Below are 13,048 nucleotides of genomic sequence, written 5' to 3'. Positions count from 1 at the left end.
CGGTAGCTGCCGCAAGCCCGTATCACGGCACGATGGCCTCCTTGGGCGCGGCGGCCACCATGGCGGGGGTAAAGCTGACCAGTGTTGCGCCCCCGCTCATCGGGGCAACGCGCCAGCGCAGGCTTTGGCCGCCATGCATCTGCACCAAGCCTTCGACCGCTTCCCCGCGTCCGCCCTGCGCGGTGCGATTGCGTAAGGCCGTGCTAAGCCCCTCGATCTCGCACTGCGCGCGCCACTGGCTAAGCGAGTCCTGTAGCGTCAGGATGCCAAGCGTCGTCTCTGGCTCTACCCCCCAAAGCGCGCCATAGGCGGTGTTCGACAGCACAAGCTCGCCCGAAGGGAGGAACACCGCGAGCGCATCAGGCATCAGGTCAAGCGCCTCCTGCCCCATCTCAAGCTCGGCGCGGAAGCGGCGGGTCAGGCCAATCTCGGAGGTGATATCCTCGAACAGGAAGGCCACCGCGCCATCGGGATGCGGTCGCCCGGTCACGCGGTAGGTCTGGCCGTTTGGCAGCGACCAAGTCTCGGTATGGTATCCGGCGGCCGAGGCCTGTTCGAGCGCGCTCATCTGCTGGCGCCAGCTGGCGTAGTCGCGTGGCTCGGGCATCATGCGGGCCTCGCGCAGCCGGTCGAGGAAGGCGTAAAGCGTGGGCCGGGCCGAGAGAAACTGCGGCGTCAGATGCGTCAGGTCCAGAAGCGCGGGGTTGAACATCTGTAATTGGCGCTGGCGGTCGAAGATCGCAAGGCCGATGGGCAGGTCGGCGAAGGTCTTGGTCAGGGTCTGGACGAATTCGCGCAGGCTGGTCTCTGCGCGTACGGTGGCATCGGCGGGCAGGGCGAAATGCAGCGCCTCGCGCCCGAGAGCGTGGCTGTGGCAATCGAACCAATGGCCGTCAATGATGCTGCGCAGCCGGGCGGGGTTCGAGACCGGGCTGCCCGGCTTCTCGAACAGCCGGGGCAGGGGCCATGTCAGCGCGTCCAGCACACCCGCCTGCTGCGCATAGGCGCGGTTGGCCCAGATGACTGCTCCGCCTGCATCCTCGCGCCAGATCGGGCAGGGCGCGTGATCAAACGTCTGGCGCAACTGATCGAGTTCCAGCCCCTGCGCGCGAAGTGACAGCCCGTCAACCGTCACGCCGCACCCTTCAGCCGCGGGATCGGCCAGGGTGATGCGGGCAAGGCCGTTCACATCCTCGGCGGTCAGGCGCAGCGCATCCTCGCCGTCGCGCCCGGTCAACTCGATCCGCCCGCGCTGCGCCAGTTGCGCGAGGCTTTGGGTGAAATCGTCGAAGCGGGGAGCAAGGAAGGCCGACAGCCGTGCCCATTCACTTTGCCCCGTGGCGGCGCCGTCAAGCAGCGCGCGGGCCGGAGCGGTGGCATCGACAAGCCGGTGCTCGTCAAACAGGAAGACGACGGGTTCCAGATAACCCTCGCTCGGCGCCAGCCCGGCGGGTCTGCGCGGCGTCAGAACGCTGAGCCCAAACAGGGCCAGAAAGGCCGCACCGACCGAGGTCACCACGATGACCAGTGCCTGCATCCACTCGAACTGCATCCGCGCGCCCTTCCGCCCCACATCCGGCGGAGTTTCGCGAGAGAATGGTTAACAGCCGGTTAATCCGTAGGAAAACCGAGCCTCACGCGGTGATCGGCTGGTTCTCTCCAAGCCCGGTGCCATCCTCAACCACAAGACGCGCGAGCGGCCAGCTGACCTCGACCATGGCACCCGAGCGGGTCGCGTGGCTGACCTCGGGGATGAAGGATTCGGGGCCGTTGCTGAAGCGCAGATGGGCGCCGGTGCGCTCAAGCAGCGTCTTGGCGATGAAGAGGCCAAGGCCCATGCCCTCGTACTCCGGGCGCTGGCTCCGGTCGCCCGAGCGGTTTTGCAGGAACGGATCGCCGATCCGGTTTTTCACGCCCGGCGCATAGCCGCGCCCGTCGTCGGTGATCCGCACGAGGATTGTCTGGTCGGTCCATTCGGCCTCGACCCAGACGGTGCTGCGCGCGAAATCCACGGCGTTCTGCACCAGGTTGCGCAGGGCGTGGATCACCTCGGGGTAGCGGTAGACGGTTGGCTGGCGTTCGGCGCCGGCTTCGCCTGGGTTCACGTCAAACAGGATCTCTTTGCCGCGATCGAGATGCGGCTCTGCCGCCTCGCGAAGCACGGCCAGAACCGGGGCCGAGCGCAGGTGCAGATCGTCTTTGCCCGCCCGACCCATCGAGCGCAGAATATCGCGGCAGCGGTCGGCCTGTTCGCGGATCAGGATGGCGTCGCTGTGCAGATCGGGGCTGTCCGTCAGCTCATCGGCAAGCTCGGAGGACACCAGCTTGATCGTCGCCAGCGGTGTGCCCAATTCATGCGCGGCCGCCGCGACAACCCCGCCCAGATCGGTCAGTTTCTGCTCGCGCGCCAGCGCAAGCTGCGTGGCCAGCAGTGCATCGCTCATCGAGTGGATCTCGCTTGAGATGCGATGGGCATAGGCGCCCAGAAAGACGACGCCGATCACGATGGCGACCCAGAAGCCGAACTCGACGACACTGGGCATCTCGATCATGGTGCCGTCGCGGGTGATCAGCGGCAGGTGGAACTGGCTGACGATCGAGATGATCAGGATCGTCGCGATCCCGAGCAGGATGGTCGGGCGCCGTTCAAGCGCGGTGGCGGCGATGGTGACCGGCACCAGGATCAGCAGCGCGAAGGGGTTGTTCAGCCCGCCCGTGAGCGCCAGCAACAGGCCAAGCTGCGCGGTATCAAAGAGCAGCGTCGCGGTCACCTCGGCCTGGCTGAGGCGGCGGCTGTGCGGGAACAGGAAGATCGCCACGATATTGGCCGCGACCGCCGCGCCCACCGTTGCCAGCGCTAGCGGCAGATCCAGCGCGATATCATAGCAGCACCAGCCCACGAAGATCGCGCCGAGCTGCCCGATGATCGCGGTCCAGCGCAGAAAGATCAGCGTGCGCAGGCGAACCCAGTCGTGATGCGCCTCGGCGAATTGCGCGCCCGCCTCAAGCCGTTCCGCCATTCTGCCCCCGATCGACCCAAAGATGGGTCTGGTTGTCACATTTTATCCCGCCTAACTTGATAGTAGGGTGCGCCCAAGCGATCAATGCAGGACAAGGAACGAACTACCCATGGCACTTACTCCGCGCTTCGCCGCCATTCTGGCCTCGGCCGCCGTCGTCGCCGGTCTTGGCGCAACCGTGCTGTTCACGCAGGGCGGCGATGAGGATATTTTCGCCCAGTGCCGTCGTGGCGTGGTGGGCGGGACGGGCCAATTGGGCGGGCCGTTCACGCTGGTTTCGGAAACCGGCGCGACGGTTACCGACAAGGATGTCTTCACCAAACCGAGCCTGCTTTACTTCGGCTATACCTATTGCCCCGATGTCTGCCCGCTGGACAGCTCGCGCAATGCCGAAGCGGTCACCCTGCTTGATGAGCGCGGCTATGACGTGACGCCGGTATTCGTCTCGGTCGATTCCGAGCGCGACACGCCCGAGCTTCTGACCGAATTCACCGAGATCATGCATCCGAAGATGTTGGGCCTGTCGGGCTCGGCCGAGCAGATCGCGGTCGCTTCCAAAGCCTATCGGACCTATTTCAAGGTTCAGAACCCCGGCGACCCCTATACTCTGATCGACCATTCGACCCAGACCTATCTGGTGTTCCCCGAAATCGGTTTCGTCGAATTCTTCAATCGTGACACGACGCCCGAGCAAATGGCGGAGCAGGTTTCCTGTTTCGTCGATGCATGGAAAAACTCCCAGTAACATAAAGGGAATTTGACCAGACGGTTCCGACCGCCTAAGACTTTCGGAACGCATGGGGAGAGCACATGGCCGACGATCAATTTGCCGAACTCGGGTCTGACCGCACGCTTTTGCTGGTGGATGACGACGTTCCCTTCCTGTCCCGCCTCGCGCGCGCCATGGAGAAACGCGGCTTTCAGACCGAAACGGCCGAGACGGTTTCGGCGGGCAAGGCCATCGCGCAAAGCCGCCCGCCGGCTTATGCGGTCGTGGATCTGCGGCTGGAGGACGGCAATGGCCTCGACGTGGTCGAGGCGCTGCGCGAGCGGCGCCCCGATGCGCGGATCGTCGTGCTGACCGGCTATGGCGCCATCGCCACCGCCGTGGCGGCGGTGAAAATGGGCGCGACCGATTATCTGTCGAAGCCCGCGGACGCCAACGATATTACCAATGCGCTGCTGGCCAAGGGGGAAACCCTGCCGCCCCCGCCGGAAAATCCCATGAGCGCGGATCGCGTGCGTTGGGAACATATTCAGCGCGTTTACGAGCTTTGCGACCGCAATGTTTCGGAAACTGCGCGGCGTCTGAATATGCACCGCCGGACGCTTCAGCGTATTCTGGCCAAGCGCAGTCCGCGTTAATTAAGCTGACAAAAGTACAATTGGCCTTTTCGGGCATTAAATGGTTATCTCTGAAAAAACATTTCAGGGAAGATCATGGATATCAAACTCGACGACCTCTCGATGAACGAACTCAAGGCGCTGCGCGCCAAGGTGGATCGTGCGATTGCCTCTTTCGAAGAGCGCAAGAAAAACGAGGCTCTTGCCGAGCTGGAAGAAGCCGCGAAGAAAATGGGTTTTACCCTCGCGGAACTGACCGGGGTTTCAGTTGCGAAAACCCGCAAGCCCGTCGCGCCCAAATATGCCAACCCGGCCGATCCTTCGCAAACCTGGACCGGGCGCGGGCGCAAGCCGCAATGGGTGCAGGCCGCACTCGATGCCGGTAAATCGCTTGAGGATCTGGCGATCTGATCAGACCTGCGATCTGAGCCAGTCGATCAGCGTTCGGGCTGCCGGGGTTATTGGCCCCGGTGGCCTGACCACATAATACCCCAGGCTTTCGTCATTCATCTCGTGGATTTTCACGAGCCAGCCGTTCTCGAGATCTTCCTCAATCAGGGCCTCGGTTTCGAGATGCAGGCCAATCCCCTCGCGCGCGGCCGAAAGCGCCAATTCCTCATTCGGGAAATCGGTGAATTTCAGCGCAGCGGGTTTTAGCCCGATAGATTCCAGCAATTGCATTAGCTCGGGCCAGCCGCGCTCGCGGATCCAGGGCATCATCGACATTTCCCGCAGCGAGAGCTTCGAGCGCCCGTTCAGCAATTCCGGCGCGGCCACCACCACCTGCGGCGCGGCGGTCAGATATTCCGAGACCACACCGGGCCAGCGTCCGGTGCCAAAGCGGATGCCGAGGCTTGCGCCCACCTCGCGCAGCTCGACATTGCGCGGGTCGGGCAGCAGCGACAGCGCGATCTCGGGGTGAGCCTTCCAGAACTTGGCAAGACGCGGCATCAGCCACTCGGCCGCGAAGGTCGGCGGCAGGGTGATGGTCAGTGGCTTGTCGGTCTTCTGGCTTTGCAGCGCCTCAAGCGTCGATTGGATCTGCCCGAAACCATCCTCAAGCGCGGTGGCCAGGCGTTCGCCCTCGGGGGTGAGGTTCAGGTTGCGCCCCTCGCGCCACACGAGGCTCAGCCCGAGGTCGGATTCCAGCGCACGCACTTGCTGGGCGATGGCCGCATGGGTCACGTTCAGCCGCCGCGCGGCGGCGCTGAATCCCCCCTCGCGTGCGGTCGCCGCGAAGGCGCGCAATGAGGTCAGGGCCGGCATCTTTCTCCAGTCGATTTCGCTCATATGTAAATTAATCTAACAGATGATGAAAAATTCCTGACTCGCAAATCTCCGCAAGTCAATGCAAATAAGGGACATGACCATAACAAAGGAGATCAGAAAATGATCCGGATTCTTGCAGATGTGCTCACTCTTGCCATGGGTGGCCAGGCGCAGCGTGCGCCGCGGAACCGCGTCCAGAAATTCACGCGGTGATTTCGGCAAGCAACTCTGTGTGGCGCGCGGTATAGGCCGCGCGCACCTCGGCGGGCGGACGCAGGCGGATCGTCAGCCCCCGGATGACCGACACATCGGTCTTTCCGAACAACCTATCCGCCTCAGCCTTGGAAAACCCTGCGATCTGCTCGGCCTCCAGCCGGGCCGAGATCAGGTCGGCCACCTTGATCGCCTTCTTGATGGGGGCGGGCAGGGTGGCGGGCAGGCCAAAGCGCAGATGAACCGCAGCCGTCAGCCGCGTGTCGAGTTCGTTATACCCTTTCCCGATCGCGGCCTTCACTGGGCTGATCATGTCGCCAAGAACATATTCGGGTGCGTCGTGCAGCAGCGCGGCCAGACGCCAGCGCGCGCCGATGCCAGGGTTCTGACGGGCGAAGATCTCTTCGACCAGTAGCGAGTGCTCGGCCACCGAATAGGCGAAATCGCCAAGCGTCTGCCCGTTCCAGCGCGCAACGAAGGCCAGCCCATGCGCGATGTCCTCGATCTCGATATCGAGCGGCGTCGGGTCCAGCAGGTCAAGCCTGCGCCCCGAGAGCATCCTTTGCCATGCGCGTGCCATCGCGGCCCCCTGTTTCTGGCAATGGTGCTAGCGAATGCGCGGTTGGCTGTAAACCGCCCTTCCGGCGTTGCATTGCCGCGCAGGGGTGGCGGTGCTACATAGCGCCCAAATCAAGGAATGGGGGCCTTCCGTGGCTGATTACATCATCAAGGACATCGCTCTGGCCGAATTCGGCCGCAAGGAGCTGGACATTGCCGAAACCGAAATGCCGGGTCTGATGGCCTGCCGCGAGGAATTCGGCACGTCGCAGCCGCTCAAGGGCGCGCGTATCGCGGGTTCGCTGCACATGACGGTGCAGACCGCCGTGCTGATCGAGACGCTCAAGGCGCTTGGCGCGGATGTGCGTTGGGCCTCGTGCAACATCTTCTCGACGCAGGATCACGCGGCGGCGGCGATTGCGGCGGGTGGCACGCCGGTTTTCGCGGTCAAGGGCGAAACCCTTGAGGAATATTGGGAATATACCGACAAGATCTTCCAGTTCGGCGGCGAGGGCGGCACCTGCAACATGATCCTCGACGATGGCGGGGACGCGACGCTCTACATCCTTCTGGGCGCGCGCGTCGAGGCAGGCGAGACCGACCTGATCGCCGTGCCGACCTCGGACGAGGAAGTGTGCCTGTTCAACCAGATCAAGAAGCGTCTTGCCGCCAGCCCCGGCTGGTTCACCAAGCAGCGCGACGCGATCCAGGGCGTGTCCGAAGAGACCACCACCGGCGTGCATCGCCTCTATGACCTGCACAAGAAGGGCCTGCTGCCCTTCCCGGCGATCAACGTGAACGATTCCGTCACCAAGTCGAAATTCGACAACAAGTACGGCTGCAAGGAATCGCTGGTGGACGGCATCCGCCGCGCAACCGACGTGATGATGGCGGGCAAGGTCGCCGTGGTCTGCGGTTATGGCGACGTGGGCAAGGGCTCGGCTGCCTCGCTGCGTGGTGCCGGCGCCCGTGTGAAGGTGACTGAGGTCGACCCGATCTGTGCGCTGCAAGCCGCGATGGACGGCTTCGAGGTTGTCGTGCTTGAGGACGTGGTTGACAGCGCCGACATCTTCATCACCACCACCGGCAACAAGGACGTCATCCGCATCGAGCATATGCGCGCGATGAAGGATATGGCGATCGTCGGCAACATCGGCCACTTCGACAACGAGATCCAGGTCGCCGCCCTGCGCAACCACAAATGGACCAACATCAAGGACCAGGTGGACATGATCGAGATGCCCTCGGGCGCGCGGATCATCCTGCTGTCGGAAGGGCGCCTCTTGAACCTCGGGAACGCAACCGGCCACCCGAGCTTCGTGATGTCGGCCTCCTTCACCAACCAGGTGCTGGCGCAGATCGAGCTCTGGACCAAGGGCGACGACTACGCCCCCGGCGTCTATATCCTGCCCAAGCATCTCGACGAGAAAGTCGCCCGCCTGCATCTCGCCAAGATCGGCGTCAAGCTGACCGAACTGCGCCCCGACCAGGCCGCCTATATCGGCGTCACCGTCGAAGGCCCGTTCAAGTCGGAGCACTACCGCTACTGATTGTCGCACCGATTGCGTAGGAAGGGGCGGAGCCGCAGGGCGCCGCCCTTTCTTTTTGCCGCGCGAAGGCGCGCTTGCGGCTTTTCGCCATCGGGGGAAGTTCGCGTCAGTTTTCCCTTGGAGAGGGCCAAAGTTTCGCCTTACCCTCTGCACCGACATGGGGGCTGCCTGTGCATTTTGATCAACCGGACTTTGTGGGAGTGGATAAATGGGAAAACGTGACGAGCTGATCGCGAAATATGCCGCGGATCTGAAATCCAAATGCGGGATGGAGCCCGACATGGATCTTCTGACCAAGGTGACCATCGGCTGTGGCCCGGCGATTTACAATGCCGACGCCGAAACCGTCGCCGCCTCGGACAAGAGCGAGCTCGAGACCGTCAAGAACAATTTCCTCGTCAAGAAGCTGGGCCTGGCCGATGGCCCCGAGCTGATGGATGCGATCGACGCCGTGGTCGAAACCTATGGCCGCTCGGAGCGCAACAAGTATCGCGCCGTGGTCTATTACATGCTGACCAAGCATTTCCGCAAAGAAGCCGCTTACGGCTGAGCCGAAGCGAATGGATGCGACGCCCGGGGCCGGTCTCCGGGCGTCTTGCGTTTCAGATCAGGTTCTTGATCCCGGCGACATGGGCGGCGCTGGCGCCGCAGGCATCGGCGGCGAGTGCCGTCACCGTATCCATCAGCGCCTCGGGGGCGACGATGCGGTCGATCAGGCCCCAGATCAGCGCTTCTTCGGCTTCGACCTTCTGGCCTGCCATCAGGATCATCTTGGCCCGTGCGGGGCCGATCAGCGCGGCCATACGTTTCGGGTCCGAGGGCTGCGGCAGGAAGCCCAGCTTCATCACCGGATAGAAGAACTTGGCCGAGGCCACCGCGATGCGCAGATCGCAGGCCAGAACCATCCCCATCGCGCCGCCCGCGAGCGTGCCATTGAGCGCCGCGATACTCAGGCAGGGCAGGGCGGCGATGGCGCCAGACAAGCGCTCCCACACCGGGTCGGTCGCGAGGCCCGCGCGGGCCTCGTCAAGGTCGGCGCCGGCGGAAAACACCTTGCCCTCGCCGCGCAGCACGAAGACGCGCGCACCCTCGGCCGTGGCGCGTTCGGCGATATCGGCGATCTCGGCAAGCATCCCGCGCGTCAGCGAGTTGGCCTTCTCGGGCCGGTCGATGGTGACGGTCCAAAGCCCGTCGGTCTGGTCAAGTCGGATCATCACTGTCCCCTGTGAGGCAACGCTGTTTCCCTGTTAACAAGGCCATCGGGTCTTGACCATTGCCCGGCATCAAAAGAGGATGCCGCCGACATTAAATTCGAAAGGGAATTTCAGATGAAATCGACGCGTCTCGCCAGTCTCGGCGCCATTTTCTCCCTGATGGGTACGACCGCGCTTTATGCCGATGTCACCGCCGAGCAGGTCTGGGAAAGCATTCAGAAGACCTATGCGGATTACGGTTCGGTGGTCACGACCGAGAAAAGCGAGCGTTCCGGCGATACGCTGATCTTGAGCGGCCTGAAGGTGGTGACCGAGCAGAACCAGGAAGAGTTCAACGTGCAGACCCGCACCGAGATGGCCGCCGAAGAGCTGCGCCTGCGCGAGCGTGGCGACGGCACGGTGGAAATCACCGGTGCAGACAAGATCACCCTTGCGACCTCGTCGGCGGTGCAGGCCGGAGAGGAGACCGTCACCACGCAGATGAACATGGTGATGACGCAGGCGAGTGCAGTCGCGGTGGCCTCGGGCAGCCCCGAGAAGATCCGCTATGATATCACCGCGCCCGAGATGGTCGTGGAAGGGGACATGGAATCCTCGGCCGAAGGGGATCAACCTGCGATGAAGCTGGCGGCCACGATGACCGGCACCTCGGGCTTCTATGAGGTGACGCAGGGCGAGATGACCGAGACGCTCTCGGACATGAGCATGTCGGCGCTCAAGTTCTCGATGGAAGTCAGTGACCCGACGGCCTCCGAGAACTTCACGATGAGCGGCCAGATGGCAGACCTGCGCACCGAGGGCACGAGCCGTATGAACCTTGTGCCGGGCAAGGCGGATTTCTTCAGCATGATGGCGGGCGGTGCCGAGGTTAAAGGCTACGTCGGCTATGGCGCGTCGAAATTCGTGATCGAGGGCACCGCGGCGGAGGGCCCGGTCTATATGGAAAGCGCCGCTGAATCCGGGCGCATCGACGTTCTGCTGAACGGCGAGACCTTCGATTACGGCGTAAAATCCGGCCCCTCGACCTTCAGCCTCAGCTCGCCCGATGTGCCCTTCCCGATTGCAGGCGCCATGGGCGACAGCGAGTTCCGCCTGGCCGCTCCGGTCGCGAAAAGCGAAGAGGCCGCGCCCTATACCGCCAAGCTGACGATGAAGGATCTGACCGTTTCGGACGATATCTGGGGTCTGTTCGACCCGACCGGGCAACTGCCGCATGATCCGGCCACGCTGATCATCGATCTGACCGGTTCGTTGCGCCCGCTCGTGGACTTCTTCTCGGAAGAGATGGCGACGCTGGAAGGCCCGCCGGCCGAGCTTCAGAGCCTCGATGTGAACAAGGTGCAGCTGACCCTGCTGGGCGCCGACCTGTCGGGCAAGGGTGCGCTGACCTTTGACAACACCATGGGCGTGCCGATGCCTCTGGGGTCGATCACGCTGGATCTGACCGGCAGCAATGCGCTGATGGAGAAGCTGGTGGCGATGGGCATGGTGCCGCAGGATCAGACCATGTTCGTGAACATGATGCTGGGCCTTTACGCCAATCCCGCGGGTGACGATGCCTATACCTCGACCATCGAGTTCAACGAGGGCGGCGAAATCCTCGCCAACGGCCAGCGTATCCAGTAAGACAATCGACACGTCAGGCCGCCCGGGCGTTCCGGGCGGCCTTTTCATTGCGGAGATAGCATGTCCGATACTCGCCTGTCCGACCTGACCCAGGCCTTGCTGGAAGTGGCCAAGCGCGCCGGGGCGGATGCCGCGGATGCCATGGCGGTTGATGGCCGTTCGATCTCGATCGATGTGCGCGGTGGCAAGCTGGAGCAGGCCGAGCGGTCGGAAGGTGTCGAGATCGGTTTGCGTGTGCTGATCGGCGGGCGTCAGGCCTGCGTTTCGGCCTCGGATATCTCGGCGCGGACCCTGTCGGACATGGCCGAGCGTGCGGTTGCCATGGCGCGCGAGGCGCCGAACGACCCCTATGCGGGTCTGGCCGATCCCGCGCAACTGGCCCGGAACTGGGACATCGCCGCCTTCGAGCTTGAGGATAATTCCGCCGAACCCGCCGCGAGCGCGCTTGAGGCCGATGCGCGTACCGCCGAGGCTGCGGCGCTGGCGGTTGCGGGGGTTTCGCAGGTGCAATCCGCCTCAGCCTCTTACTCGCGCAAGCGCGTGCATATCGCGGCCTCGAACGGGTTTTCCGGCGGCTACGGGCGCAGCTCGCGCGCGGTGTCGGCCGTCGCGATCTCGGGCGAGGGGCTGTCGATGGAGCGCGACTGGGCCGCCGAAAGCCGCACCTTTCAGGCCGATCTGCCCGATGCAGCCTCGATCGGCGCTCAGGCGGGACAGCGCGCGGTCGAGCGCGCGAACCCCCGCCGCCCCAAGACCGGCGCCTATCCGGTGCTGTTCGATGAACGCATCTCGGGCAGCCTGATCGCGCATCTGCTGGCGGCGATCAACGGCTCGGCGATTTCGCGCGGCGCCTCGTGGCTGCGCGACGCGATGGACACGCCGGTTCTGCCCGAGGCGCTTTCGCTGACCGAAGAGCCGCACCGCCCGCGTATCTCTGGCTCGCGCCCCTTTGACGCTGAGGGGCTGGCGACGCGCCGCCGTGCAATCGTGGAAAACGGTGTGCTGCGCAGCTGGACGCTGGATCTGGCGACGGCGCGCAAGCTGGGGCTGGACAGTACCGGCAATGCCACGCGCGGGACGGCCTCGCCGCCGGCGCCCTCGGTGGGCAATGTCACCCTGACGCCGGGCGTGCAGAGCCGCGCGGAGTTGCTGCGCGACATGGGCACGGGGCTTCTGGTGACCTCGTTCATCGGCGCGACGGTCAACCCCAATACGGGCGATTATTCGCGCGGTGCCTCGGGCTTCTGGGTCGAGAACGGGCAGATCCAGTATCCGGTCAACGAATGCACCGTGGCGGGCAATCTGCGCGAGATACTGATGCGGATCATCCCCGCCAATGATGCCCGCGCGCATCTGAGCCATCTGGTGCCGTCGCTTCTGGTCGAGGGGCTGACGCTTGCCGGCCAGTGATTATCAGGATGATCTGGCGCTGTTGACCGAGGCTGCGAAGGCTGCGGGTGAAATCGCGCTTGGTTACTGGAAGCAGGGCCCCGAGGCCTGGGACAAGGGCGGTGGCGCCGGACCGGTGTCCGAGGCCGATCTGGCCGTCAACGCGATGCTGGAGCGCGATCTGCGCGCCGCGCGGCCCGACTACGGATGGCTGTCCGAGGAAAGCGCCGACAGTACCGAACGCCTCGCGGCCAAGCGGGTCTTCATCGTCGATCCGATCGACGGCACGCGCGCCTTCCTTGCCCATGACGGCGGTTTTGCCCATGCGCTGGCGATGGTTGAAGATGGCCGCGCGGTGGCTGGTGTGGTGCATCTGCCCGCGCTCGAACTGACCTATGCGGCGGCGCTTGGCGGCCCGGCGCTGCTCAATGGCGAACCCATCAGCCCGAGCACGGCGCAGCATGTCGAGGGTAGCACCGTGCTGACCTCGAAGCTGTCCGATGATCCGGGGCACTGGCGGCGGGGCGTGCCGCGTTATCGGCGTAGCCTGCGGCCCTCGCTGGCGTGGCGGCTGTGCCTGGTGGCCGAGGGGCGCTATGACGCGACCATCTCGCTGCGGCCCGCATGGGAGTGGGACATCGCCGCCGCCAGCCTGATCGCCGAATGCGCGGGCGCGATGGCGACCGATCGCAACGGCTGCCCGCTGCGCTTCAACCGGCCCAATGCGCAGTCGAACGGCCTTGTCGTCGCCGCGCCTCGGCTGCACGCCGATTACATCGCGCAACTGCGTCACTGGCCCGAGTGAGACGCGGCTAACCAATTGGCAAGACTTGGCCCCTAGCCTGCCCCCAGCAAGAACTGCTGT

General features: G+C 64.3%; 13 protein-coding genes. 8 read left to right on the top strand and 5 right to left on the bottom strand.

Annotated features, from left to right (window positions below; translation table 11 throughout):
• Positions 1 to 22 precede the first annotated feature (22 nt).
• Together KTQ37_RS08255 and regB are read right to left on the bottom strand one after the other, a co-directional pair.
• Positions 23 to 1,552, bottom strand: coding sequence for a PAS-domain containing protein (locus KTQ37_RS08255; protein ID WP_236021137.1), 1,530 nt, complete (start codon positions 1,550 to 1,552; stop codon positions 23 to 25).
• A gap of 82 nt (positions 1,553 to 1,634) precedes the next feature.
• Positions 1,635 to 3,020 carry a sensor histidine kinase RegB gene (gene regB / locus KTQ37_RS08250; RefSeq protein WP_218630034.1) on the bottom strand — a complete coding sequence of 462 codons (1,386 nt, stop codon included), beginning with the start codon at positions 3,018 to 3,020 and terminating at the stop codon, positions 1,635 to 1,637.
• 109 nt (positions 3,021 to 3,129) lie between these two features.
• Here regB and KTQ37_RS08245 point away from each other — a divergent pair, with 109 nt between their 5' ends.
• From KTQ37_RS08245 to KTQ37_RS08235, 3 genes are all read left to right on the top strand, one after another.
• Positions 3,130 to 3,765 carry an SCO family protein gene (locus KTQ37_RS08245; RefSeq protein ID WP_218630033.1) on the top strand — a complete coding sequence of 212 codons (636 nt, stop codon included), beginning with the start codon at positions 3,130 to 3,132 and terminating at the stop codon, positions 3,763 to 3,765.
• A 65-nt stretch (positions 3,766 to 3,830) separates the two neighbouring features.
• Entirely contained in the window at positions 3,831 to 4,385 is a 555-nt protein-coding gene (locus KTQ37_RS08240; protein WP_218630032.1) for an ActR/PrrA/RegA family redox response regulator transcription factor, read from the top strand.
• Positions 4,386 to 4,460: 75 nt separating this feature from the next.
• Positions 4,461 to 4,775, top strand: coding sequence for an H-NS histone family protein (locus KTQ37_RS08235; protein WP_218630031.1), 315 nt, complete (start codon positions 4,461 to 4,463; stop codon positions 4,773 to 4,775).
• Here KTQ37_RS08235 and KTQ37_RS08230 read toward each other — a convergent pair whose 3' ends face one another.
• Complete coding sequence (locus KTQ37_RS08230) at positions 4,776 to 5,654, bottom strand: LysR family transcriptional regulator (protein ID WP_218630030.1); 879 nt, start codon at positions 5,652 to 5,654, stop codon at positions 4,776 to 4,778.
• A gap of 181 nt (positions 5,655 to 5,835) precedes the next feature.
• Entirely contained in the window at positions 5,836 to 6,426 is a 591-nt protein-coding gene (locus KTQ37_RS08225; RefSeq protein ID WP_218630029.1) for an HD domain-containing protein, read from the bottom strand.
• A gap of 130 nt (positions 6,427 to 6,556) precedes the next feature.
• Here KTQ37_RS08225 and ahcY point away from each other — a divergent pair, with 130 nt between their 5' ends.
• Positions 6,557 to 7,954 carry an adenosylhomocysteinase gene (gene ahcY / locus KTQ37_RS08220; RefSeq protein WP_218630028.1) on the top strand — a complete coding sequence of 466 codons (1,398 nt, stop codon included), beginning with the start codon at positions 6,557 to 6,559 and terminating at the stop codon, positions 7,952 to 7,954.
• Positions 7,955 to 8,162: 208 nt separating this feature from the next.
• Complete coding sequence (locus KTQ37_RS08215) at positions 8,163 to 8,504, top strand: DUF2853 family protein (RefSeq protein ID WP_218630027.1); 342 nt, start codon at positions 8,163 to 8,165, stop codon at positions 8,502 to 8,504.
• Between the two features lie 52 nt (positions 8,505 to 8,556).
• Here KTQ37_RS08215 and KTQ37_RS08210 read toward each other — a convergent pair whose 3' ends face one another.
• Positions 8,557 to 9,168, bottom strand: a complete 612-nt coding sequence (locus tag KTQ37_RS08210) for an enoyl-CoA hydratase/isomerase family protein (RefSeq protein ID WP_218630026.1) — start codon at positions 9,166 to 9,168, stop codon at positions 8,557 to 8,559.
• A 114-nt stretch (positions 9,169 to 9,282) separates the two neighbouring features.
• Between KTQ37_RS08210 and KTQ37_RS08205 the strand changes: the two genes are divergently transcribed.
• The 3 genes from KTQ37_RS08205 to KTQ37_RS08195 are packed head-to-tail and all read left to right on the top strand — an operon-like array spanning position 9,283 to position 12,988.
• Positions 9,283 to 10,794 carry a DUF2125 domain-containing protein gene (locus tag KTQ37_RS08205; RefSeq protein WP_218630025.1) on the top strand — a complete coding sequence of 504 codons (1,512 nt, stop codon included), beginning with the start codon at positions 9,283 to 9,285 and terminating at the stop codon, positions 10,792 to 10,794.
• A gap of 60 nt (positions 10,795 to 10,854) precedes the next feature.
• A complete protein-coding gene (locus KTQ37_RS08200; protein ID WP_218630024.1) occupies positions 10,855 to 12,204 on the top strand; it encodes a TldD/PmbA family protein in 1,350 nt (449 codons plus the stop codon).
• Positions 12,191 to 12,988, top strand: coding sequence for a 3'(2'),5'-bisphosphate nucleotidase CysQ (locus tag KTQ37_RS08195; RefSeq protein WP_218630023.1), 798 nt, complete (start codon positions 12,191 to 12,193; stop codon positions 12,986 to 12,988). The genes KTQ37_RS08200 and KTQ37_RS08195 overlap by 14 nt, the downstream gene beginning before the upstream one ends.
• Positions 12,989 to 13,048 lie beyond the last annotated feature (60 nt).

It is taken from the genome of Sedimentimonas flavescens (assembly GCF_019264375.1).
In the GTDB taxonomy this organism is placed as follows: Bacteria; Pseudomonadota; Alphaproteobacteria; order Rhodobacterales; family Rhodobacteraceae; genus Rhodobacter; species Rhodobacter flavescens.
The sequence above is the reverse complement of the archived record's forward strand: the minus strand, read 5'-3'. Positions and strand labels throughout refer to the sequence as shown.